Annotated in this window: 28 protein-coding genes; 17 read left to right on the top strand and 11 right to left on the bottom strand. The window is 63.6% G+C overall.

Annotation, left to right across the window (positions count from 1 at the left end):
• Positions 1-125 precede the first annotated feature (125 nt).
• The 3 genes from JJC00_RS22280 (at position 126) to JJC00_RS22270 (ending at position 1,331) form a co-directional block, all read left to right on the top strand.
• Complete coding sequence (locus tag JJC00_RS22280) at positions 126-404, top strand: hypothetical protein (protein ID WP_200474192.1); 279 nt, start codon at positions 126-128, stop codon at positions 402-404.
• A gap of 318 nt (positions 405-722) precedes the next feature.
• Entirely contained in the window at positions 723-929 is a 207-nt protein-coding gene (locus JJC00_RS22275; protein WP_027530851.1) for a hypothetical protein, read from the top strand.
• 33 nt (positions 930-962) lie between these two features.
• Positions 963-1,331, top strand: coding sequence for a hypothetical protein (locus JJC00_RS22270; RefSeq protein ID WP_433996533.1), 369 nt, complete (start codon positions 963-965; stop codon positions 1,329-1,331).
• 11 nt (positions 1,332-1,342) lie between these two features.
• Here the strand turns inward: JJC00_RS22270 and JJC00_RS22265 are convergent, their stop codons facing one another.
• From JJC00_RS22265 to JJC00_RS22255, 3 genes are all read right to left on the bottom strand, one after another.
• Positions 1,343-1,912 carry a TetR/AcrR family transcriptional regulator gene (locus JJC00_RS22265; RefSeq protein ID WP_200474190.1) on the bottom strand — a complete coding sequence of 190 codons (570 nt, stop codon included), beginning with the start codon at positions 1,910-1,912 and terminating at the stop codon, positions 1,343-1,345.
• A complete protein-coding gene (locus JJC00_RS22260) occupies positions 1,912-2,256 on the bottom strand; it encodes a DMT family transporter (protein ID WP_200468088.1) in 345 nt (114 codons plus the stop codon). The genes JJC00_RS22265 and JJC00_RS22260 overlap by 1 nt, the downstream gene beginning before the upstream one ends.
• Positions 2,257-2,484: 228 nt before the next feature.
• Positions 2,485-3,150 carry an O-methyltransferase gene (locus JJC00_RS22255; RefSeq protein ID WP_200468087.1) on the bottom strand — a complete coding sequence of 222 codons (666 nt, stop codon included), beginning with the start codon at positions 3,148-3,150 and terminating at the stop codon, positions 2,485-2,487.
• Positions 3,151-3,247: 97 nt separating this feature from the next.
• On the opposite strand from JJC00_RS22255, the gene JJC00_RS22250 reads away from it, so the two are divergent.
• Together JJC00_RS22250 and pdxY are read left to right on the top strand one after the other, a co-directional pair.
• Positions 3,248-3,916, top strand: coding sequence for a TetR family transcriptional regulator (locus JJC00_RS22250; RefSeq protein WP_200468086.1), 669 nt, complete (start codon positions 3,248-3,250; stop codon positions 3,914-3,916).
• 48 nt (positions 3,917-3,964) lie between these two features.
• Complete coding sequence (gene pdxY / locus JJC00_RS22245) at positions 3,965-4,777, top strand: pyridoxal kinase (RefSeq protein ID WP_200468085.1); 813 nt, start codon at positions 3,965-3,967, stop codon at positions 4,775-4,777.
• A 21-nt stretch (positions 4,778-4,798) separates the two neighbouring features.
• Here the strand turns inward: pdxY and JJC00_RS22240 are convergent, their stop codons facing one another.
• Positions 4,799-6,136 (bottom strand): hypothetical protein, encoded by a 1,338-nt coding sequence (locus JJC00_RS22240; RefSeq protein ID WP_200468084.1) that lies wholly within the window; start codon positions 6,134-6,136, stop codon positions 4,799-4,801.
• A 341-nt stretch (positions 6,137-6,477) separates the two neighbouring features.
• Between JJC00_RS22240 and JJC00_RS22235 the strand changes: the two genes are divergently transcribed.
• Positions 6,478-6,732, top strand: a complete 255-nt coding sequence (locus JJC00_RS22235) for a hypothetical protein (RefSeq protein WP_200468083.1) — start codon at positions 6,478-6,480, stop codon at positions 6,730-6,732.
• 69 nt (positions 6,733-6,801) lie between these two features.
• Here JJC00_RS22235 and JJC00_RS22230 read toward each other — a convergent pair whose 3' ends face one another.
• On the bottom strand, positions 6,802-7,023 hold the full coding sequence (locus JJC00_RS22230; RefSeq protein WP_200468082.1) for a hypothetical protein: 222 nt from the start codon (positions 7,021-7,023) through the stop codon (positions 6,802-6,804).
• 13 nt (positions 7,024-7,036) lie between these two features.
• Here JJC00_RS22230 and JJC00_RS22225 point away from each other — a divergent pair, with 13 nt between their 5' ends.
• Positions 7,037-7,183 (top strand): hypothetical protein, encoded by a 147-nt coding sequence (locus tag JJC00_RS22225; RefSeq protein WP_200468081.1) that lies wholly within the window; start codon positions 7,037-7,039, stop codon positions 7,181-7,183.
• Here JJC00_RS22225 and JJC00_RS22220 read toward each other — a convergent pair.
• Positions 7,164-7,751, bottom strand: coding sequence for a bifunctional transcriptional activator/DNA repair enzyme AdaA (locus JJC00_RS22220; RefSeq protein WP_200468080.1), 588 nt, complete (start codon positions 7,749-7,751; stop codon positions 7,164-7,166). The two genes, JJC00_RS22225 and JJC00_RS22220, sit on opposite strands and share 20 nt — an antisense overlap.
• A 164-nt stretch (positions 7,752-7,915) precedes the next feature.
• Between JJC00_RS22220 and JJC00_RS22215 the strand changes: the two genes are divergently transcribed.
• Positions 7,916-8,839, top strand: coding sequence for a DMT family transporter (locus tag JJC00_RS22215; protein ID WP_200468079.1), 924 nt, complete (start codon positions 7,916-7,918; stop codon positions 8,837-8,839).
• On the opposite strand, the gene JJC00_RS22210 is transcribed toward JJC00_RS22215, so the two are convergent.
• Positions 8,836-9,102: a hypothetical protein gene (locus JJC00_RS22210; RefSeq protein ID WP_246773878.1), complete on the bottom strand. Its 267-nt coding sequence runs from the start codon at positions 9,100-9,102 to the stop codon at positions 8,836-8,838. The two genes, JJC00_RS22215 and JJC00_RS22210, sit on opposite strands and share 4 nt — an antisense overlap.
• A 142-nt stretch (positions 9,103-9,244) precedes the next feature.
• Here JJC00_RS22210 and JJC00_RS22205 point away from each other — a divergent pair, with 142 nt between their 5' ends.
• Together JJC00_RS22205 and JJC00_RS22200 are read left to right on the top strand one after the other, a co-directional pair.
• Entirely contained in the window at positions 9,245-9,643 is a 399-nt protein-coding gene (locus JJC00_RS22205; protein WP_200468078.1) for a VOC family protein, read from the top strand.
• Positions 9,644-9,867: 224 nt separating this feature from the next.
• Positions 9,868-10,674 carry an FkbM family methyltransferase gene (locus JJC00_RS22200; RefSeq protein WP_200468077.1) on the top strand — a complete coding sequence of 269 codons (807 nt, stop codon included), beginning with the start codon at positions 9,868-9,870 and terminating at the stop codon, positions 10,672-10,674.
• A 103-nt stretch (positions 10,675-10,777) separates the two neighbouring features.
• Here JJC00_RS22200 and JJC00_RS22195 read toward each other — a convergent pair whose 3' ends face one another.
• Both JJC00_RS22195 and JJC00_RS22190 read right to left on the bottom strand, forming a co-directional pair.
• Positions 10,778-11,128, bottom strand: a complete 351-nt coding sequence (locus tag JJC00_RS22195; protein WP_200468076.1) for a zinc ribbon domain-containing protein YjdM — start codon at positions 11,126-11,128, stop codon at positions 10,778-10,780.
• 68 nt (positions 11,129-11,196) lie between these two features.
• Entirely contained in the window at positions 11,197-12,201 is a 1,005-nt protein-coding gene (locus JJC00_RS22190; RefSeq protein ID WP_349643512.1) for a hypothetical protein, read from the bottom strand.
• Positions 12,202-12,420: 219 nt separating this feature from the next.
• Here JJC00_RS22190 and JJC00_RS22185 point away from each other — a divergent pair, with 219 nt between their 5' ends.
• The 4 genes from JJC00_RS22185 to JJC00_RS22170 all read left to right on the top strand — a co-directional run bounded on the left by JJC00_RS22185 (position 12,421) and on the right by JJC00_RS22170 (position 15,053).
• Entirely contained in the window at positions 12,421-12,696 is a 276-nt protein-coding gene (locus JJC00_RS22185) for a hypothetical protein (RefSeq protein ID WP_200468074.1), read from the top strand.
• 259 nt (positions 12,697-12,955) lie between these two features.
• Positions 12,956-13,969, top strand: coding sequence for an acyl-CoA desaturase (locus tag JJC00_RS22180; protein ID WP_200468073.1), 1,014 nt, complete (start codon positions 12,956-12,958; stop codon positions 13,967-13,969).
• Between the two features lie 60 nt (positions 13,970-14,029).
• Entirely contained in the window at positions 14,030-14,431 is a 402-nt protein-coding gene (locus JJC00_RS22175; protein ID WP_200468072.1) for a hypothetical protein, read from the top strand.
• Positions 14,355-15,053, top strand: coding sequence for a nucleotidyl transferase AbiEii/AbiGii toxin family protein (locus tag JJC00_RS22170; protein ID WP_200468071.1), 699 nt, complete (start codon positions 14,355-14,357; stop codon positions 15,051-15,053). The genes JJC00_RS22175 and JJC00_RS22170 overlap by 77 nt, the downstream gene beginning before the upstream one ends.
• Before the next feature lie 95 nt (positions 15,054-15,148).
• Here the strand turns inward: JJC00_RS22170 and JJC00_RS22165 are convergent, their stop codons facing one another.
• Positions 15,149-15,946, bottom strand: a complete 798-nt coding sequence (locus JJC00_RS22165) for a transglycosylase SLT domain-containing protein (protein WP_200468070.1) — start codon at positions 15,944-15,946, stop codon at positions 15,149-15,151.
• Positions 15,947-16,079: 133 nt separating this feature from the next.
• Here JJC00_RS22165 and JJC00_RS22160 point away from each other — a divergent pair, with 133 nt between their 5' ends.
• Positions 16,080-16,763, top strand: a complete 684-nt coding sequence (locus tag JJC00_RS22160; RefSeq protein WP_200468069.1) for a cell envelope biogenesis protein TolA — start codon at positions 16,080-16,082, stop codon at positions 16,761-16,763.
• An 83-nt stretch (positions 16,764-16,846) separates the two neighbouring features.
• Here the strand turns inward: JJC00_RS22160 and JJC00_RS37705 are convergent, their stop codons facing one another.
• Positions 16,847-17,077: a hypothetical protein gene (locus tag JJC00_RS37705; protein ID WP_210347351.1), complete on the bottom strand. Its 231-nt coding sequence runs from the start codon at positions 17,075-17,077 to the stop codon at positions 16,847-16,849.
• A gap of 222 nt (positions 17,078-17,299) precedes the next feature.
• Here JJC00_RS37705 and JJC00_RS22155 point away from each other — a divergent pair, with 222 nt between their 5' ends.
• Together JJC00_RS22155 and JJC00_RS22150 are read left to right on the top strand one after the other, a co-directional pair.
• Entirely contained in the window at positions 17,300-17,593 is a 294-nt protein-coding gene (locus JJC00_RS22155; protein WP_200468068.1) for a hypothetical protein, read from the top strand.
• Positions 17,594-17,810: 217 nt separating this feature from the next.
• The gene (locus JJC00_RS22150; RefSeq protein WP_200468067.1) at positions 17,811-18,107 is read left to right on the top strand and encodes a cytosolic protein; all 297 of its coding nucleotides are present in this window, start codon (positions 17,811-17,813) and stop codon (positions 18,105-18,107) included.
• Positions 18,108-18,273 lie beyond the last annotated feature (166 nt).

Here is an 18,273-nt window from a genome sequence, read left to right as displayed (position 1 = left end):
GGTTGCCCAGGTTCCGTGCGCTTACAATTTAAGGAAGTTCTTCGCGGGCAGATTTCATCGATCGTAATATGTGTATTCAAAGCTGTAAGCATCCACTCGGGGCAGCGGGGCAACGGGAGGATGAAATGAAACAGAGTCAGGCGGAGTCGCGCCGCCAAAATGTCGCGAAGCGATCGATGACCAAAGAGGCCAAGCAACTGGCCGGCCTGATTGCCAGTTTGCGCAAATCCCTCGACAGCATCCACAAGGAGCGGACGAGCACAAAACTCTCCGGCGCCGAGATGGGTCTGCTCGACGAGCGCCGCAACAATTTGTTGCTCACCATTGCTGCTCTGGACGACCGTCTGTCGGCTGTGCAGGGCTTGATTGATCTCGGCCGTCCACACATCATCCGCGTCCACTGAGCGGATCGCTGGGCATGATCGGTTCCGTCGCGGCGGCGATGGGCCGGAGCCCGGCTACGGGGCTCCGCACCGCATAGGGATTGGCATAGCACTGCCCCGCCTGTCCGGAGGCGGTCGCGGCGCGGATTGTAGATCTGCGCGGTTACTCGCACGGCGGCGAACAAGCTCCCGGCAAGCAGAATCTCATTGATGATGCGGCGTATTGACCCCGGTCGCTCGGTTGGAACCGGTGCCGGCGCACAATGCTGCCGCGGAGGGCACCAAATTGCCATGCTCCCGGCGAATTGCCGCCAAAGCCCGCTGCCACGACGAGAACGGGTGCAGGGCAACGCAAGGGGATGCGCATTGGCCTATAAAATGATCGCAGAACGCGATAATGAGAAGTGCAGTTTTGCCCGCGAGAGCCGGTTGCTCATCGTGGCGAAGGCGAAGGTTTGGGCGAGCGAAGGGTGGCGGGTCGTCATCACCGATCAGGATGGCAAGGCCTATACTCCGCCAGAGTTCGATCAGTTGCTGGCGGCGTAATCGCGACGCGCGGGCTAGGGGACGACATTGAGATTGCTCATTCGACCGGGGCGCGAGGTCATCGCGCCTCTGGTGATTCTTGGGACTATTGCCGCAGCGAGCGTCGTGTCGACGGCGCCGCTTGCGTCCGCGCAAAATCTCGACGCCGGCAAATCGCCCGACAAGCTGTTCGCCGACGGTTGCACAGCCTGCCATCGCAGTCCGCGGGGCCTTGCGAAAGGGCGCATGAGCCTGACGCTGTCATGGTTCCTGACGGACCATTACTCGGCCAGCTCCGACAGCGCCAAGGCGCTCGCGGCCTATCTGGTGTCGGTCGATACGCCGCCCGGTGCTCCACCGAAGTCTGGCGCAAAATCACCACGATCCAAGCCGCATTCGCCCAAGCCGGCGCAGAGCCAGTAGTCGTCGCCCGGCTACCCGCGCCGATGGGTTTGCGCGATCAGGCGGTCGTGCACGCCGCGCAAATCGGCGTTCATGCGGGTCTGTCCCGTCGTGACGAAGGACAGCCAGGCGCCGTCTGCGGCAAGACGCACGATCTGGAGCTCTGGCGCCGCATCGGTGGCGCGGTGGCGTTTCAGGCGGGCCTTCATCCAGCCGTTCCAGAGCTTGCGCAGTGACGGATCGGTGACGACCACCATGCTCAGTGCTGCCCAGGGCGTGGCGAAGCCGAACGCCTTGCCGGTGAACACCGCATTGACATAGGCGCGCGTAAAGCTGCCGCGTGGCTTCGGGTCCGCTTCGATGGCTGCGTCGATCTCGGCATCGACGCGGGCGAGCAGATCGGCGAACAGGCCCTCGATCAGCGCCTGCTTGCTTCCGAAATGATGAAACAGCCCGCCCTTGGTGACGCCGGCCGCCGCTGCCACCGCTTGCATCGTGACGCCGGCGACGCCGTGGTCCATGGCGATGGCTGCAGCGTGGTTGAGCAGGGCGCGCCGCACCTGCTCGGGCTGCTTGGCGCGGGTATAGCCGCTCGCCGGCATCAATGCGCCGTCGTCTGCGAGAACAGGTTGATGATCACGACTCCGGAGACGATCAGCCCGATACCGACGAAGGCTGCGGCGTCGAGCATCTGGCGGAACAGCACGAAGGAGACGGTGGCGGTCAGGATGATGCCGACCCCGCCCCAGATCGCATAGGCGATGCTCAGGGGGATAACGCGGATCGCGACCGACAGCGCGTAGAACGAGGCGACATAGAACAGCACCATCGCCAGCGTCGGCCAGGGCCGCGTGAACTGGCCGGACTGCTGCAGGAAGGCGGACGCCGTCACCTCGAGTACGATGGCGAGAGCAAGCGCAGCATAGGCATTGAAGGCGGACGTCATGGCGAACTCGATCGTGGCGCGGCGAAAGATACCGCGCGGTAGGTATGTTTAGCACGCGCAACATGCTTTTGCCGGGGGCAAATATCACGTGTGAGTGACGAGACTGCGACAGGGGCGGAACTGGATGACATCAGGGGCGAGATTGTCAGACATGTCGCCGACACCACGAAGCCGCCGCGCGACGAATTGCGCGGCGGCTCCGAGGGGGCGCGGCTGTTCGATGCGGCGCTAGCTGATCCGCACGGTGAGTTCGACGTCCTCGGCCAAGGGCGTGGACATGTAGCCGTTGCCGGGCTTGCGCACGCGCGCGAGATAGTCGGGGCTGAAGTCGGCGTTGTCGGCGACGATGATCGCACCGGGCTTCAGACGGTCTTCGATCAGATCGAGGATCTCCGGGTAGAGCGCCTTGGCGCCGTCGAGCAGCACGAGATCGATTTGATCGGGCAGATCCTTGCTCAGCGTATTCAGCGCGTCGCCTTCGCGGATTTCGACGAGATCGATCAGCCCGCCGTCCCTGAGGTTTTCGCGCGCCAGCACCGCCTTGGACGGCTCGAACTCGCTGGTGATGAGCCTTCCCCCGCCATTGTCGCGCAAGCCTGCGGCCAGGTGCAGGGTCGAGATGCCGAACGAGGTGCCGAACTCGACGATCACCTTGGCGCGCGAGCTGCGCGCCAGCATGTAGAGCAGGTGGCCGGTCTCGCGCGAGACCGCGAGCGGGGCGTCCTTCAGGCGTGTGTAGAGGTCGCGGTACTCGGTCTTGCTCTGCATCATCTGTGCGCGGTCGGCGTCGCTCACGTCGGCGAAGGCGGCTCGCGTCGCGCCGCGTGCCGCTTCGTCCTGGTCGAACAGGCGATCCAGCAGCGGCGCAAGCGATGTGATGGTTAGGGTGGTCATTTCGTGTCTCCAGAGTTCGCCGCAAAGCGTGGGCTTGCGTGCGAATTGAAATACGATTAATTCGTCGTGTTTCCTATTCGCATTCCCCCGAGCGCACATGGCCGATCGTCGAAATCGTTCAGTTTCCTCACGAAAACAGCCGCAGCAGGCCCGCTCCAACGAGCTGGTGGCAGCCATTCTGGATGCCGCTGTTCAGGTCCTGGCGAAGGAAGGGGCGCAGCGTTTCACCACTGCGCGGGTGGCGGAGAGAGCCGGGGTGAGCGTCGGATCGCTCTACCAGTATTTTCCGAATAAGGCGGCGATCCTGTTCCGCCTCCAGAGCGACGAATGGCGAAGCACGAGCGAGCTCCTGCGCGGCATTCTCGCGGACCAGACAAAGCCGCCACCGGCGCGGCTGCGCGCGCTGGTCCACGCCTTCATCCGCTCCGAATGCGAGGAGGCTGCGATCCGCGGCGCGCTCAGCGATGCCGCGCCGCTCTATCGCGATGCGCCCGAGGCACAGGACGCACGAGCGGCCGGCGAGGGTATCGTCGCAGCCTTCATGCGCGAGGCGCTGCCAAAGGCCTCGGAGGCGACGCGCGAGCTCGCCGGGGAGCTGATCAAGACGACGCTGGCCGAGGTCGGCAAGCGGTTCTCGGAAACGCCGCGCAGCGAGGCGGAGATCGCGCGTCATGCCGACGGGCTGGCCGACATGTTCTCCGCCTATCTCGACATGCTTGCGGGCCGCGGAAGTCTGCGGCCGTGGCTCGGGTACGACGCCTCGTGATCCGGGCTACGCTTGCCACATCCAGCTTTTGACCCTACGGACCTCTGCATGCTCGTCATCTCGATTCAAAGCCAGGTGGTCCACGGCCATGTCGGCAACAGCGCGGCGGTCCACGCGATGCAGGCGGAGGGCGTCAACGTCGCTGCGGTGCCGACGACCCTGCTGTCGAACCATCCGCGCTATCCGACCTTGCGTGGGCGGGTGCTCGATGCCGAGTTCGTCGCCGATCTGCTGCAAGGTGTCGAGGAGCGGGACCTTGTCGATGAGGCGGCCGTGCTCGTTACCGGCTATCTCGGCTCGCCCGACAACGCCGTCGTCATCGCCGATTTTGTCGAGCGAGCGCTGTCGCGCAATTCGAAGCTCATCTATCTCTGCGATCCCGTCATCGGTGACGACGGCCGCGTCTATGTCGCCGACGGCATTATGGATGTGGTGCGGCACCGCTTGTTGCCGGCCGCACATCTGATCACGCCGAACCAGTTCGAGCTCGAGCTGCTCTCCGGCGTCAAGGTCGCGGACACGGATGGCTTGCGCGCCGCAGCCGCGGCGATCGCGGGACAACGCCGGATCGACGTCGTCGCTACCGGCTGCACGCTCACCGACACGCCGGCGGGACAGGTGGAGACGATCCTGTGCGCGGACGGGCAATTGTCGCGCTTTGCGACGCCGCGCCTGCCAATCCGTCCCTATGGCACCGGCGATCTCCTCACCGGCCTGATCGCGGCGCACCTCGCCAAAGGCACGGCAATCGAGGCGGCGGTGCGGCTCGCGGTCGAGACCATCTTTGCCGTGCTTGTCCGCACGCAAGCTGCAGGATCGGCCGAGATGAGCCTCGTGCCGTTGCCGGCCTCACGGAACTGAGCCAATAAACCGAGTGAAGGCTCAGGTCGTGCGCTTCGTGGCGGATTGCGCAGCCTTCTGCGGCTTCGCGGGGCCCTTCTGATTGCGCGCGGCCTGCGCCTTCGGAGGCCTTGCGCTGGCCACAGCGCGCCGCGCCTTCCTCGATTTCACGTTCGCAGCCTGCTTGCTGTCAGTCGCAATGCCACGCTTCGAGATGTATTCCGGACCGTCGATCGGACCGACATGCGGGGGATCGTGATCGAGATAGGGCCGGCCGATGCCGAGCGCCTTGCCATTGGTGTCGACCCATTTCCAAAGCACTTCCGTCGACGCCCAGCGCTGCGCGCGATTGTCTCCCTTGGTGCTGACGATGTCGGCCGCGAGCCCGTGGCCGTAGCCGCCGCGAAGACTGCCGCCGTGGTAGGAGCGGTTGGAGGCCGCCTTCAGGCCGCTCGCAATCTCCTGGCGATAGTCGTCACGGAACGCGCTGGTAATTCCCGGCGAAAGACCGGCGGCCTCGGCCGCGAGCATCATTCGAAACAGCTTCTGCTTGAAGCTCTTGTCCATGCCGCCGATGACGTAATCCATCAGCGCCATCTTGGCGTGGTCGGCCGCCTTCGGATCCTTCCAGGCAAAATCCTCGTCGACCAGCTTGGTGAAGCTGCGCATCACCGTGACCATCTTGCCCTTGCGCTTGATGGTGACGGCGCGGCGGTCCTCGACCTTGATCGAGTCTTCCTTCGGCGTGCGCTGATAGAGTGTCCAGAGATAGCGGTCGATGCAGGCATCCATGGCGAAGCATTCGTCGAGCACCGCCACGGTGTCAGCGGGCGGCGCAGCCTTGCTCTCCGTCACGGGCCCGCTCGCGATCGCCGCGGGCGACAGCGCGTCCTGCGGCACGACGTCGCCGGGATCGGCGGACGCGAGCTTGACGGTAGGCTCGGGTGTGGGCTCAGCCTCAGTCTCAGGCTCAGCCTTAGTCTCAGCTTTGGCCTCACTTGCGACGGGCGCAGGCTCAGGCGCGACCTGAGGCGCGGGCGAGGCCACTGGCACCATCTCGGTCGGATCGGCCGAGGCGAGCTGGGCAGCGGGGGCGGGTGCCTCGGGCGGTGGCGCTTCGACCAAGGCCACGCTCGGTGTCGCAGCGGCAGCGGCGGCGATGTCGGCGGTCAGGGCGATGCCATCATCGATCGTCGCCGCACGCGGAATGTCGGCAAGCTCGAGACGGGTGAGATCTTTGGCGCGGGAGACCGCAGCTGCATTGGCGCTGCTGTTCTCGATCAAAGCAGGGGCATAGGCGGAGAGGGAGAGCGCCAGCCAGCCGGCCATCACGGCCGTGGGGCACGAGACCGCCACAAGAAGAGACCGCCGATCATTCATGATCCCTGCCTCCAAGGTTCGTAACGAACCAGATTGCACAGCCAAGCTCGCGGTGGGTCAATTGTTCGGAGGACGATGTGGCGGTGCAATGGCGCAAATCCCTTGAAAAGGGCTTTTCACGCGAGTGTTGCCCGAATGCAACTCTGGTTCCCGCGTGGTTAGAGCGCCGGGATAAGTGACGGGCGGCTGAAGCAGCAGTGCCCGAGGGGGATTCGTCTAGGGCGTTGGGCGCGTTAAACATATCGCCATGCACGGGACGCGATATTGCATTGCAGCAATGCATATCGCAATGCAGCAAATCAGGCTTACATGGGCTCTGAACTTCTCTTTGGAGCATCACCATGAACAAAAAGACTTTGTCGATCGCAGCCGCCGTCCTCACTCTTGCGGGCACGACTGCCACCTTCGCCGCCGAGCTGCCGGCCTATGAGGCCAACGGCATTCCGGCCTCGCCCGTGCAGGTTCGCGTGCTCGGCGCCGCCCATGTCGAGCAGCGGGTGACGGCGCCCGCGACCAGCATGACGGCGCTACAGGCAGCCGTGCTGACGCCGCGCAAGCAGAACACCGCGAACGTGACCACGGGCTCCGCCCGCTAGGCTGATATCGCACCGAGCCGAGAGCTCGGTGTCGAAAATTTCACGACGTCATGGCCGGGCTTGTCCCGGTCATTTTTTGCAGTCGAGATGAAGTGATGATTCGCATTTCGCGCGTTCCATCTCATGTCGCGTGTTGACGCGCTGACTGAGAATCCTTCGGCGGAAAAATTCCTCGTCACGCGCGACGTGTGTACCGCCGTTCAAAACGAGTGTGATCTCCTTAATAGTTGTTTTGCAGATCGCGGCGCTTGATGTCGGCGCCGCATATTGGCGGCCAAGAATCGTTTTCATAATGGAGTCCATTATGCCTGTTGGGCAAAAAGCCGTTGTCGTTGCCACTTCGCCGCGCGAATTCACCATTCGGCATCTCGCAATGTTCGCAGCCGCCGCGCTGTTCGTGTTCGTGCTGAGCCTGACTTATGGGCTCGATCTCAGCCCCGGCTTCTTCTGAGCAATCTCAGCCTGCGCACTGCGCGCAGGCTCGATGGCGAACGGCCATAGAGCTCGGCGAAGGCGGCGTTGAAGCGGCGCAGGCTGCCGAAGCCGGACTGGAACGCAATGTCCGTCATGGTGTGCTCGCCGGCGTCGAGCAGGCGCTTGGCGCGCTGCACCCGGAGCGTCTTGGCGAGCTGCTGTGGCGTCGCACCGACGTGGCGCTCGAACAGCCGTGCCAGATGACGCGATGAGATTCCGAGCCGCGTCGCGAGCGTCACCACCGAGTCCTCGTCGAGCGCACCTTCCTTGATGAGCTTCGTGGCGCGCGCGACTGTCGAGCGCGTGCCGTTCCAGGCCGCACAGAACGGCGCGGTCTCGGGACGGCAACGCAGGCAGGGCCGGAAGCCGGCAGCCTCTGCCGCGGCCGCCGTCGGGTAATACGCAACGTTGCGCGTCAGCGGGTGCTTGGCCGGGCAGACCGGGCGGCAATAGATCCCCGTTGTCTTCACTGCCGTGAAGAAGCGGCCGTCATAGCGGGGATCGCGGCGCAGCCGCGCGGCGTTGCAGGTCTCGAAGCTCAACATGTCCGCATCATAGCGTATGCGCATGTGCGCAGAAGTGCCGCCGGGATGACCGAGTCCGATTGTGGCGAGCTTTCGGTTGCGCTGAGGCCTACAAGGCCCGTCGCGTGCCAGCCCTGCAGTCGCGCGGGTTGAGCCGATCTGCGCACTGACATAAGGCTTGGCCCATGGATCAGCGGACGAGCGGCGCTGACGCTCTCACTCAAACGAACGATGCGACGCAAGCGCTTGTCGGCGTCGTCTGCGGGCTGTCGGCTGCGCTGTTCTGGGCGCTCGGGTTCGCCGGCACGCGGCACGGCCTGAAGGTCGGCTTCACGCCGGTCGATCTGCTGGTGCATCGCTACGTCTGGTCGGGTATCGCCTTCCTGCCGCTGGTGCTGCGCGCCGGCGTCTCCGATCTCTGCGGCATCGGCTGGGCGAGAGGCCTTGCGCTGATGGTGCTCGGCGGCCCCGTGATGTCGCTAATCTCCTACACCGGGTTCCTGTTCGTGCCGCTCGGCCATGGCAGCGTGATCCAGCCGTCCTGCGCGACGCTCGGCGGCCTGTTGCTTGCCGCGCTGTTCCTGAAAGAGCGGATCTCCGCCTCGAGACTGGCCGGCGCGATGGTCATCGTCGGCGGGCTCGGCGTGATTGGCGCGGAATCGATCGGCCATATCGGCATCGACGGCGTGCAGGGGGATTTGATTTTCGTGCTGACCGGGCTGATGTTCGCGGGCTTCGGCGCGCTGCTGCGCCATTGGCGTGTTTCGGCGGTGTCGGCCGCGCTCGTCATCAACGTGCTGTCGCTGCTGCTGCTGCTGCCGATCTACATCGCGACCGTCGGTCTCGCCCATGTCGCCGCGATCGGCGTCACCGAGAACGCGATCCAGGCGCTGGCGCAGGGAGTGCTTGCAGGTCCTGCCGCGCTCTATTTGTTCGCAGTCTCGGTGCAACGCCTCGGCGTCGCCCGTGCGGCGGTGTTTCCGGCCTGTGTGCCGGCGCTGACGCTGCTCACCGGCTGGCTGCTGCTCGGCGAGCCGCCGACGGCGCTGCAGGCCGCCGGTCTCGTCACGGTGCTGTGTGGGTTCTACCTCGCGCAGAGGCAGAGCTAAATCCAGTCCTTCACCCTCGGGAAGCAGGCATGCTTGCGCTGGCTCCAGACGTAGTCCGATCCGCCGCAGGGCGGGCGCGTCGTGGCCGGGCATTCGTTCCAGACCCGCGCACCGGTGCCCCAGCCATCGACCACGCAGGCGCCTGTCACGGTCGGGTGGCAACCGGGGCCGCAGAGGCCGTCGGCGTTGGCGGCGCTGATCGCGCCCAACAACAGCACAGAGGCCGTGAAGGCCAGCCAAAATCGTGGAAGGTGCTTCATCATGCGCTCCTCCGTCAGCCGAGCCTTGAGCCTCGCACATCCTTGTGACGAGAGACGGACGGCCGTTCCGCCGCAGCATAGCACCAAAGCCCGCCGAAGTGATAGTTGAGAGCCGCCCCGCCCCAACCAGGGAGCCGATGAAGCCATGACCGTCCTGCTCAACATCGACGTGCCCGATGTCGAAACCGCTACGACCTTCTACACCGCCGCGTTCGGGCTCACGGTCGGCCGCCGCTTCGGCAGCGACTTCGTCGAGCTCCTGGGCTGGCCGGCACCGGTGTATCTCCTGACCAAGCAGGCCGGCACGCTGGGGGCAGGTGTCGACCGCCGCCGCTACGACCGGCACTGGACGCCGTTGCATCTCGACGTCGTCGTCGACGATGTCGATGCCGCCGTCGCGCGGGCGGTCAGCGCCGGCGCGATCCTGGAGGCAGCCGCGCGCGATGCGCCCTATGGACGGATTGCGATGTTGGCCGATCCGTTCGGGCACGGGTTTTGTCTGCTGGCGTTCAGCGCGGAGGGGTATGACGCGCTGCTCGCATAAGCAGAATCGCGAAAACAACCCCATGCACAGTAGGAATCGTTAGGGATTTTCGGATTTCGGTGATCCCGAATAATATTTGATCCGTCAGAGAAACCCATCGCGGTAGTCGTCATGGAATGATGGGTTTCGCAAGGGCTCTACCCATCCTACAGAATCCGGACAAGCCTCGCATAAGCGAGCGTTGGGATAGAGGAACTCACTCTGGGCTTAGAGGAGATTCTGCAATGCCGATCGCGGGGCAAAAGCTGGCCTTTGTCATGGCCTCGTCCAGCCATGGGACGATGATCGTCAATCGCTTCGATTATCGGATGGTCGCCCCTGATCGCGGCTACGGCGTGGGGTTTCAGATCCTCAACGCGGCCGCGTTCGATCCCGGCGAGGTCAAGATCGCGCTCGAACTGCTGGCCTTGCGACGCAAGCACCATGGTGACGGCGTGATCGCGATCGACTGCGGCGCGAATATCGGCGTGCACACGATCGAATGGGCCTCTGCGATGACGGGCTGGGGCTCGGTGATCGCGATCGAGGCGCAGGAACGGATCTACTATGCGCTGGCCGGCAACATCGCCATCAACAATTGCTTCAACGCGCTGGCGGTGAATGCGGCCGTGTCCTCCGAGTCAGGCACATTGCAAATTCCAAATCCGGACTACTTTACGCCGTCCAGCTTCGGCAGCCTGGAATTGCAGCAGCGTCCGAACAACGAATTCATCGGCCAGCAGATCAACTATACCGACAACACCGTTATCGTCCGGAAGATGACGCTGGACGAGCTCAATCTGCCGCGGGTCGATTTCATCAAGATCGACATCGAGGGCATGGAGATGGAGGCGCTGAGCGGTGCCCGGGAGACCATCAACAGGTATCACCCGGTGCTGCTGATCGAAAAGATCAAGACCGATATCCCGCAACTCGAGCGATGGCTCGCGGACAACGGCTACAAGCCCTTCGCGCTTGGCATCAATATTCTCGCCGTCCATCAGAGCGATGCGAGCCTGAAGGATATCAACGCACCGCAACGGGCGGCTTAACGGGCAGCAGTTAGGGCGGATCAGCGTAGCGTCATCCGCCGATTTGCAAGGCGATTTGCAAGGCACGGGTGGCGGATGACCTTCGGCTCATCCGCCCCACGTGTCACGCCTTCTTCACGAATTCCGATTTCAGATTCATCGCGCCGATGCCGTCGATCTTGCAGGCGATGTTGTGTCCGTCGGTGGCGTCCTGAAGCCGGATGTTGCGGACCTTGGTGCCGCCCTTGACGACCGATGACGATCCCTTGACCTTCAGGTCCTTCATCACGATGACGCTGTCGCCATCGGCGAGAGAATTGCCATGCGCGTCGCGCACGCCGGCCTCCTGCGACGCTGCCGCGACGGCGTCGCCCGCAGAGCTCCATTCATGGGCGCATTCCGGGCAGATCCAGAGGTCGCGATCCTGATAGGCATGCTCTGAATTGCAGTTCGGGCATTTCGTGGCGTCGTCCATGCTGGTTCTCGTCTCCGGTGTGTGCGCGGCGCACCGTAGGGGCGCGGACCAGGAAAGCAAGGGGGGGCTCACCAGTCCGAGTAGCCGTAGGGGTCATCCATGTAGGGCCGGGGCATCCAGGGGCCTCGCGGCGGCCTGGGCCTGCGAGGTGCGGCTGCTTGCACGTGCTGGCGCGCGGCCTGATCGTTCTCCTTCACCGCGCTCCGCACCGTCGGTTTCGCGGATGCGGATAGCGCGGTGAGCTGCGTCTGCAGTGCCTGGACTTGCGCTGCGAGGCGCGCGCTGTCGCCCGCGTCCTTCTCCTGCGCGGTCTTGAGTTGCTGAATGGCGTCGGCTTGCTCGCGCAGCGTTTGCTCGTGACGGCTCTTCAGTTGCTCGAGCTTTTCGTTGATGCTTGCAAGCTGGTCCGTGATGGTCTTGAGCGATTGCGTCGGCTCGGCGGATTTTGGATCGGGCGGCGTGGCGCCGGTCGTCGGATGATTGTCCGCGTCCTTGTGGACCGGCGGTGCCGGCACGGTCGGCTGCTCGTCGGCCGCGGCCAGGAGGACTGTTGATGGAGGTGCCGGACTGCGAACCTCGGACGCTTCCAGGGACGGGCTCGAGGATGGGGTCGAGGACGGGGCCGAGACCGGAGCTGCCCATCGCGCCATGATCGCCTTGGCCTCATCGCGATATTGCGAAGCGACGGCAGCACCGAGGAGGCCTGTCGCCAGCAGCAGGATAACGACGGCTCGCAGCATCGGCCTGTTCGCTTTCGGGCTTTGATCTGGAATCCTGCCTTGCGGCGATGACGTGGCTTTCGCGGGGTCGGCGGCCGGTGCCGCTGCGGTCTTTGGCGGGCGGTCGCTGCTATGTTCCATTCCGGAAACCAGCCGGTCCAGCCGCGCAAGGTCCTGTTCGGCGCTCTTGATCCGTTCATACGCCCGCGTCAGATCGCCATCGGCGCGCTGCCCGTCCGGCTTTGCGGCGTCAGGCTTTGCGGCGTCAGGCTTGGGGTCGCCAGGCTTGGGGTCGCCAGGCTTGGGGTCGCCAGGATTGGGGTCGCCAGGATTGGGGTCGTTCGTCTGAGGCACCGATGCGCTCTCCATTCACTCTTGCGTCAACGGAATGAGGGCGGCAGTCCGAGATCACCGCAACGATAGTCCTCGCCGCAGCATGAGACAACGCGCGCAAGGGAGAAATTATGGCGAGGTATCGCTGGGGGGGCGCGGGCGTCGTTCATCCAGGCCGACAGCGAAATCGCTTGCCTTGCTTTGCGTCCTTTTGCACTCTGAAGGCAAGGAGACCAACGCATGAAGATCATGACTGTCGCGTGCGCGCTCGGAGCCGCACTGGTGCTGTGCAACCTCGGGATGTCCGGTGCCGAAGCCCGGGTGCGAAGGGTGCAAGCCGTTCCTGAATCACGGCTGCGGGTGGAGGTCCCGGTGCTCAGGCCGACGCCGTGGGATTACAATGTTGTTCCGCGCTATCGTTATCGCCCCGAGGACGACCGCGTCGATCCCTACGGCCCGCCGCTGGTGCCGTCCTATGTTCGCTATGAGGGGTGGCGCTGGCCGTATTGGTGGTAGCGACCGACTAATCGTAGGATGGGTAGAGCGAAGCGAAACCCATCAATGTCAGTCGTGGAATGATGGGTTTCGCCGCGCTCTACCCATCCTACAGGGCCGCGCGAGCTTACCGCTGAAACCGCCGCTTCATCGCGTTAACCCCCGGGATAGCTTTCGACGAGGTGATCGCCGCACCGCGCTTCCACGGGTTGCCCAAAATAACCGTCGTCTGTACCCTGCGTTGCAGAAGGGTTGGTTTTCCATCAATGGAATGGCCGCAATGACTGCAATTGAGGATGTGGTTCCGGCGCAAGGTTCGGACCGGACAACGCCGCCCAAAATGCCGCCGGGGGTGCTGGTCGACGGCCCGGTGGTCGACGCCAAATTTCGGGATTCCTACATCTCGTTCGCCATGATGATCGCAGGCTCGATCGGGGCGCTGGTCTGGGCTTTCACGCAAGGCATCGGGTGGGTGGAGATCTCGGTCTTCGCCGGCATGTTCATGCTGACCACGATGGGGATCGGCTTCATGCATCGCTACTTCGTCCACCGGAGCTACCGCTGCGGTCCGGTGATGCGGACGATCCTCGCTGCGATCGCCACGATGGCGGTGCAGGGCTCGATCCTGAAGTGGGTGAGCAACCATCGCCGGCACCATCTTCACTCCGACAAGCCCGGCGACGTCCACAGCCCTTACTATGACGGCTTCGGCAATAGCATCGAAGGCTTCGCCAAGGGTATGGGGCATGCGCAGGGCGGCTGGGTGTGGGACCAGGCCACCACCGATTCCGAATACTACGCCAGGGATATTCTGGCCGACCCGATCGCCATGTTCTTCACCAGGACGCGCTGGTACTGGTACGCGCTGTCGGCGCTGATCATTCCGGCGGCCCTCGGCTACGCGTTCGGCGGCGTGCACACGATGATCGGCTGCGTGTTGTTCTCCGGCCTGTTCCGCAGCTACCTCATGACCATGGCGACCTCGCTGGTCAACTCGGTCTGCCACAGCGACGGTCGCTGGGGCTACCGCCGCTTCGAGCTCGACGACGGCACCACCAACGAGCTGGTGACCACGATCCTCACCTTCGGCGAAGGGCTGCACAACAACCATCACCGGTTTCCGCGCGACGCTTATCTCTCGCACGCCTGGTACGAGATCGACATCAACGGCCTGATCATCCTGGGGCTTGGCAAGCTCGGGCTCGTGCACGACATTTTCTCGGCCCGAAGGCGGACGCCGGGTGCATCGGACGGCGGAAAACGTTCCGTGCCAGAACCGGAAGCGATGGTCTGATGGACCTGTAGCCCGGATTTCGCTTCGCGCAATCCGGGCTGCGGTCTCCAAGACTACCGCGTGACCCGGGTTAACGATGAAGCGGGGGCGCCGGTTGAGGCTTTCTCCGAATGGCACCATAGTGTGGAAATGTCGCAAAGTGCGTTCGACAACCTGACGGCAGCCGTGACGACGATCAATACGCCGATGCCTGCTAGCATCGACGAAGGCACTCTGCTGGCATGTCTGAAGGGAGACATTTCCGAACAAAAATGGCGCGTATACGTGCAGGCGCTGTTCGACGAGGTCGATGTATCAGTCATCCACAGTCTCGTCGTTGATCATATCGTGACGTTCGACGAGTTATTGAAGGCAATCGATGCCTGGCAGGTCACGGAGTCCGAGAATGAAAGATGGGTCAGGGAGATGGCTTCCTTCGAGGTGGGAAGATCTCCTGCAGAAGGCGCTGGTCGCACTCGATAGTCTGGAGGGGGGTTCCGGACCGTGGACGTTCGGCGGCGGCACTGCCCTGGCGCAGATCCTGGATCATCGGATCAGCTACGATGTCGATATTTTCCTGGATTCAAGCACCGTCTTGAAGAACCTCGCGCCGAACATGAACGTGGTGACGAAGTCGCTGTGTGATAGTTGGCAATGGCCAGGCAAGTACCTGAAACTCATCCTGCGCGACGTCGGCGAGATCGATTTCCTGAACGCCCCGACATACACCGGCAATCCGACATATGAGCTGAGATTTGGCGAGCGCTCCATTGCGGCGGAGCGGTCCGCGGAAATCGCGACCAAGAAACTGGTCTATCGCGCATCAACCTACGCGGCGCGCGACGCCTTCGATCTTGCCGCGATCCATTTGTACGATCGTTCAGCGCTGGGCGAGATCGCGCAATCTCCGGCCATCACCCATCACGTCGTGTCGTCCGCGCTGAACCGGTTGAACCTCGCGAAAGGCCAGTATCAAGCGGAGATGAGAAGCCTGATCAACGCGACGCCGCGGGGCGAGGAATTCATCGACAGGGCCTGCGAAATGGCCTTGGAGGCGCTTGTGGAGATCCGGGATATGATTCCCGAGCGTGAGCCAGAGAGTTGAGCTCGTAGCTCGTAGGATGGGTAGAGCGCAGTGAAACCCATCAATCGGCGCCGTGGAATGATGGGTTTCGCAAGAGCTCGACCCATCCTACGGCACTAACCTCCGTCATCCGCCGCAAGACGCTGAAACTGCCGCTTCATCGCGTTGACCCTGGCGACATAGCTTGCGACGAGGTGATCGCCGCAGCGCTCGCCTGGCATCATCTGAAACTTGCGGCGCGCAAAGGCTGTGGCGGGACCCGCGCCGCAGAGATGGATGAAGGCGGCGAGATCCTGTCTCTCGCGCGCGCTTGCCCTCACATCGCCCGCGAGGCTGAGAACCAGTGCCACCTGGCGATCCAGATACACCGAAGCCAGCTCGATGGCGTGGCTCGGGATCGCGCGGGTGTAAAGGCCAGTGAAGCCGCAGCCGGTATCAGTCACCGCGTTACCGCGAACACAGAACCGCGCGGCCTCGCTGAAGGCCGGATCGGTCATCTGGTAGAGGCCGACGGACGAGGAGGCGGGCTTGTAGATCGCGAGCGGGTTAAAACTCCATCGCCAGCGCCAGTAGGTGCGCGCCACCGGATTGCCCGAACTCTCGACCTGCGCAAGTGCTGCCAGCAATTCGGGCGTGATCGTCGCGGTGGAATAGGTGCGGAACAGCGGCCCGTATTGCCGCCAGATCTCGGCCGGCTCCTTGTCGAGGGAATTGCCGACGAAGACGAACAGCTCGGTCGGCTTGCGGATCATTTGATAGACGATGTTCGTGAGCGTTGCGACCGCAAGCAGCATCGCCACGCCGCCTGCGATCCGGACCATCCGCGGCGCGCGGGCGAACGTTTTTCGGGCCCGCCGGGCGCCGCGCCGAAGGCTGCGAAGGCGAGGGAGCAGGCGGTTGCTTTTCCTTGGCATGGAGCTTGTGGGAGCGGGTAGGATGGGTTGAGCCGTTGCGGAACCCATGACCCGACGGGATGATGTGCAGCGCTTCGAGGCTGCGCCTGTATCCACGGCCCCTGTAGACCGCAATACCAAGCCGTGAGGCGACATGCCAAGAAAACCGTCAGGGAAACCGTCAAGAAAACTGTCAGGGAAACTGTCAAGAAAACTGAAGACCTACCAGACCTCGCTCGGCTTCTACGACCAGGCGGTCGCCGCACCCTCGATGAAGGCGGCGTTGGACGCCTGGGGCGCCAAGTCCAACCTGTTCCATCAGGGTATCGCGAAGGAGACCGACGACGCCGATATCGTCGCCGCGACCATGGCAGCCCCCGGTGTCGTGCTCAGGCGCCCGGTCGGATCGGACGGCCCGTTCACCGAGCACGCCGAACTGCCGACCGATCTCGCCGAGGACGAGGACAAGCCACGGTCAAGGTCCAAGGCAAGGTCCAAGCCGAAGAAGCGTGCGGCCAAGACCGCAAAAAAGTCCTCCCGCAAGATCGACGATCAGGACGCGCGCAGGGCCGCCGCCTCATTTGCGAAGGAGGAGCAGCGACGCGAAAGCGCACGCCGCAAGGAAGAGGCCGCCCGCGCCAGGGAGCGCGCGCGCCGCGAGAAGGCGGTCGCGGCCGCCCGGGCGGCGCTGGACAGGGCGAGGCGGGACCACCAGGCGCGGGTGGACGAGATCGAAGCGGAGCGCGCTGCGCTGGATGAACGCGCCGGAGTGGAGGAAGCGCGCTGGGACAAGCAGAGGATCAAACTGGAGGAGGCGGTTCGCCGGGCGCGAGAGTAGGGTCGCGCTGTTGTCGCCGAAGCATTCCCCGGACGTCGCGTCGCTCATCCGGGCTGCGCTTGCTTTGTATCGACAAGCCGGACCTAGAGGCTCGCGCCTGACGCCATCAGCACCGCACCGGCGGCGATCAGGACAATTCCAGGCCAGTTCGATGCGATCCCAAGAAATCCCAGGCCTCGACGAGGCGGTTCAAGCGTGCCGCGAACGGGTCGAGACGAATCCCGACCGCTAAGGGGGCCCCGCCAAATCGTGGCGCGCACCATGTAGAGCAGTCCGCCGAAGATGAGCAGCGCGCCAAGTCCCATCAGGAACATTTTCGCCTCTCAACCTGCCACTACCATCGGCAATGGAGGGCAGCACATCCCAAAGCAATGGAGGTTGATTGGTTCCTCTCCCTCCAAACGCGTCATTCCACAGGCCAACCGTCTTCCTCCCTGCGCTCCCGGCTGGGAATCCTACACTCATGAACATTCGTTCGAAGGAACGGGCATCGGGATCATTTCGTTGCATTGGGGGGCTTGTCGGAGGAGGACATCATGAAAACGACGATCATCGCGCTCTCTGCTGCTGTTGCCATGGCCATGGCACCGGCCGTGCTGGCTCAGGGCGTATCGAGCAAGGCGCCTGGCCAGGAGATGCAGCAAACGGGTTCCAAGAAAGGCGAGCCGGGCGCTTCCAGCTACGCTCCCGGACATAAGATGCATCACGCGATGCACCACGCGAAATCCTCGAAGAAGACCCACGCCGGCGCGTCCAACTACGCTCCAGGTCAAACCACCGGCGCAAGCACGAGGCCAGCCACTGGCTCGAGCACAAAGTCCGGGTACTGAAGTCCGATACTCAAATTCAGGTGCTCGAGGACTTGTCCGCATTCACTCGCCGAGCTTCGGCGAGACAAGACCGCGCGCGCTCGTCGAGCTGCGGTATACGGTGACGGTGCACTAAATTATGCCGCCCACCAAACGTGAGCCGATGCCGGAAATCCAGCAGGGCGGCGATAGCGGATCAATTTAGTGCACTGGCACCGCAATTGCGAAGGAGGCCCCGATGAAGTCGCTTTTGCTGCTTACGGCGAGCGGTCCGCTGCTCATTCTCACCTCGCATGAGTCCCTACAGGATCAGAAGGTTCTTGAGGTGCTCAGTCAGAAAGGGATCGGCAAGTTCGTCGCGTTTGAGGTTCCGTTGTCGCTCGCCAGGGAGCGCTATGGCGGGCATTTTCATGCGGTCGAAAGCAATCTGCACGAGACCGATGATTTGAGAATCCTCGACTTCAACGGCCAGCGGGTCTTTCAGCTCTTCCGTTTCGACGAACTCGGTGCACCGATCCTGCAGGAACAGCCGTGATCCGGTTTTGTCTTGCGCGGCTCGTAGGATGGGTTGAGCCCTTGCGAAACCCATCGCTTTGCCGAACGACTGATGATGGGTATCGCTCCGCTCCACCCATCCTACGGGCTATGCGGGTGTTGGCGGGCGCAGCGGCAGGGCCAACCGCACTGCGCCCAAAAAATGT

This window comes from Bradyrhizobium diazoefficiens, from assembly GCF_016616885.1.
In the GTDB taxonomy this organism is placed as follows: domain Bacteria; phylum Pseudomonadota; class Alphaproteobacteria; order Rhizobiales; family Xanthobacteraceae; genus Bradyrhizobium; species Bradyrhizobium diazoefficiens_F.
This window is presented reverse-complemented; position numbering and strand designations above follow the sequence as displayed.

What these genes read in the sequence shown, in the direction of transcription:
- JJC00_RS22280 (WP_200474192.1), top strand. Translation starts at nt 126, where the DNA reads ATGAAACAGAGTCAGGCGGAGTCGCGCCGCCAAAATGTCGCGAAGCGA.
- JJC00_RS22265 (WP_200474190.1), bottom strand. Translation starts at nt 1,912, where the DNA reads ATGCCGGCGAGCGGCTATACCCGCGCCAAGCAGCCCGAGCAGGTGCGG.
- JJC00_RS22260 (WP_200468088.1), bottom strand. Translation starts at nt 2,256, where the DNA reads ATGACGTCCGCCTTCAATGCCTATGCTGCGCTTGCTCTCGCCATCGTA.
- JJC00_RS22255 (WP_200468087.1), bottom strand. Translation starts at nt 3,150, where the DNA reads ATGACCACCCTAACCATCACATCGCTTGCGCCGCTGCTGGATCGCCTG.
- JJC00_RS22250 (WP_200468086.1), top strand. Translation starts at nt 3,248, where the DNA reads ATGGCCGATCGTCGAAATCGTTCAGTTTCCTCACGAAAACAGCCGCAG.
- pdxY (WP_200468085.1), top strand. Translation starts at nt 3,965, where the DNA reads ATGCTCGTCATCTCGATTCAAAGCCAGGTGGTCCACGGCCATGTCGGC.
- JJC00_RS22240 (WP_200468084.1), bottom strand. Translation starts at nt 6,136, where the DNA reads ATGAATGATCGGCGGTCTCTTCTTGTGGCGGTCTCGTGCCCCACGGCC.
- JJC00_RS22235 (WP_200468083.1), top strand. Translation starts at nt 6,478, where the DNA reads ATGAACAAAAAGACTTTGTCGATCGCAGCCGCCGTCCTCACTCTTGCG.
- JJC00_RS22230 (WP_200468082.1), bottom strand. Translation starts at nt 7,023, where the DNA reads ATGAAAACGATTCTTGGCCGCCAATATGCGGCGCCGACATCAAGCGCC.
- JJC00_RS22225 (WP_200468081.1), top strand. Translation starts at nt 7,037, where the DNA reads ATGCCTGTTGGGCAAAAAGCCGTTGTCGTTGCCACTTCGCCGCGCGAA.
- JJC00_RS22220 (WP_200468080.1), bottom strand. Translation starts at nt 7,751, where the DNA reads ATGTTGAGCTTCGAGACCTGCAACGCCGCGCGGCTGCGCCGCGATCCC.
- JJC00_RS22215 (WP_200468079.1), top strand. Translation starts at nt 7,916, where the DNA reads ATGGATCAGCGGACGAGCGGCGCTGACGCTCTCACTCAAACGAACGAT.
- JJC00_RS22210 (WP_246773878.1), bottom strand. Translation starts at nt 9,102, where the DNA reads ATGATGAAGCACCTTCCACGATTTTGGCTGGCCTTCACGGCCTCTGTG.
- JJC00_RS22205 (WP_200468078.1), top strand. Translation starts at nt 9,245, where the DNA reads ATGACCGTCCTGCTCAACATCGACGTGCCCGATGTCGAAACCGCTACG.
- JJC00_RS22200 (WP_200468077.1), top strand. Translation starts at nt 9,868, where the DNA reads ATGCCGATCGCGGGGCAAAAGCTGGCCTTTGTCATGGCCTCGTCCAGC.
- JJC00_RS22195 (WP_200468076.1), bottom strand. Translation starts at nt 11,128, where the DNA reads ATGGACGACGCCACGAAATGCCCGAACTGCAATTCAGAGCATGCCTAT.
- JJC00_RS22185 (WP_200468074.1), top strand. Translation starts at nt 12,421, where the DNA reads ATGAAGATCATGACTGTCGCGTGCGCGCTCGGAGCCGCACTGGTGCTG.
- JJC00_RS22180 (WP_200468073.1), top strand. Translation starts at nt 12,956, where the DNA reads ATGACTGCAATTGAGGATGTGGTTCCGGCGCAAGGTTCGGACCGGACA.
- JJC00_RS22170 (WP_200468071.1), top strand. Translation starts at nt 14,355, where the DNA reads ATGAAAGATGGGTCAGGGAGATGGCTTCCTTCGAGGTGGGAAGATCTC.
- JJC00_RS22165 (WP_200468070.1), bottom strand. Translation starts at nt 15,946, where the DNA reads ATGCCAAGGAAAAGCAACCGCCTGCTCCCTCGCCTTCGCAGCCTTCGG.
- JJC00_RS22160 (WP_200468069.1), top strand. Translation starts at nt 16,080, where the DNA reads ATGCCAAGAAAACCGTCAGGGAAACCGTCAAGAAAACTGTCAGGGAAA.
- JJC00_RS37705 (WP_210347351.1), bottom strand. Translation starts at nt 17,077, where the DNA reads ATGTTCCTGATGGGACTTGGCGCGCTGCTCATCTTCGGCGGACTGCTC.
- JJC00_RS22155 (WP_200468068.1), top strand. Translation starts at nt 17,300, where the DNA reads ATGAAAACGACGATCATCGCGCTCTCTGCTGCTGTTGCCATGGCCATG.
- JJC00_RS22150 (WP_200468067.1), top strand. Translation starts at nt 17,811, where the DNA reads ATGAAGTCGCTTTTGCTGCTTACGGCGAGCGGTCCGCTGCTCATTCTC.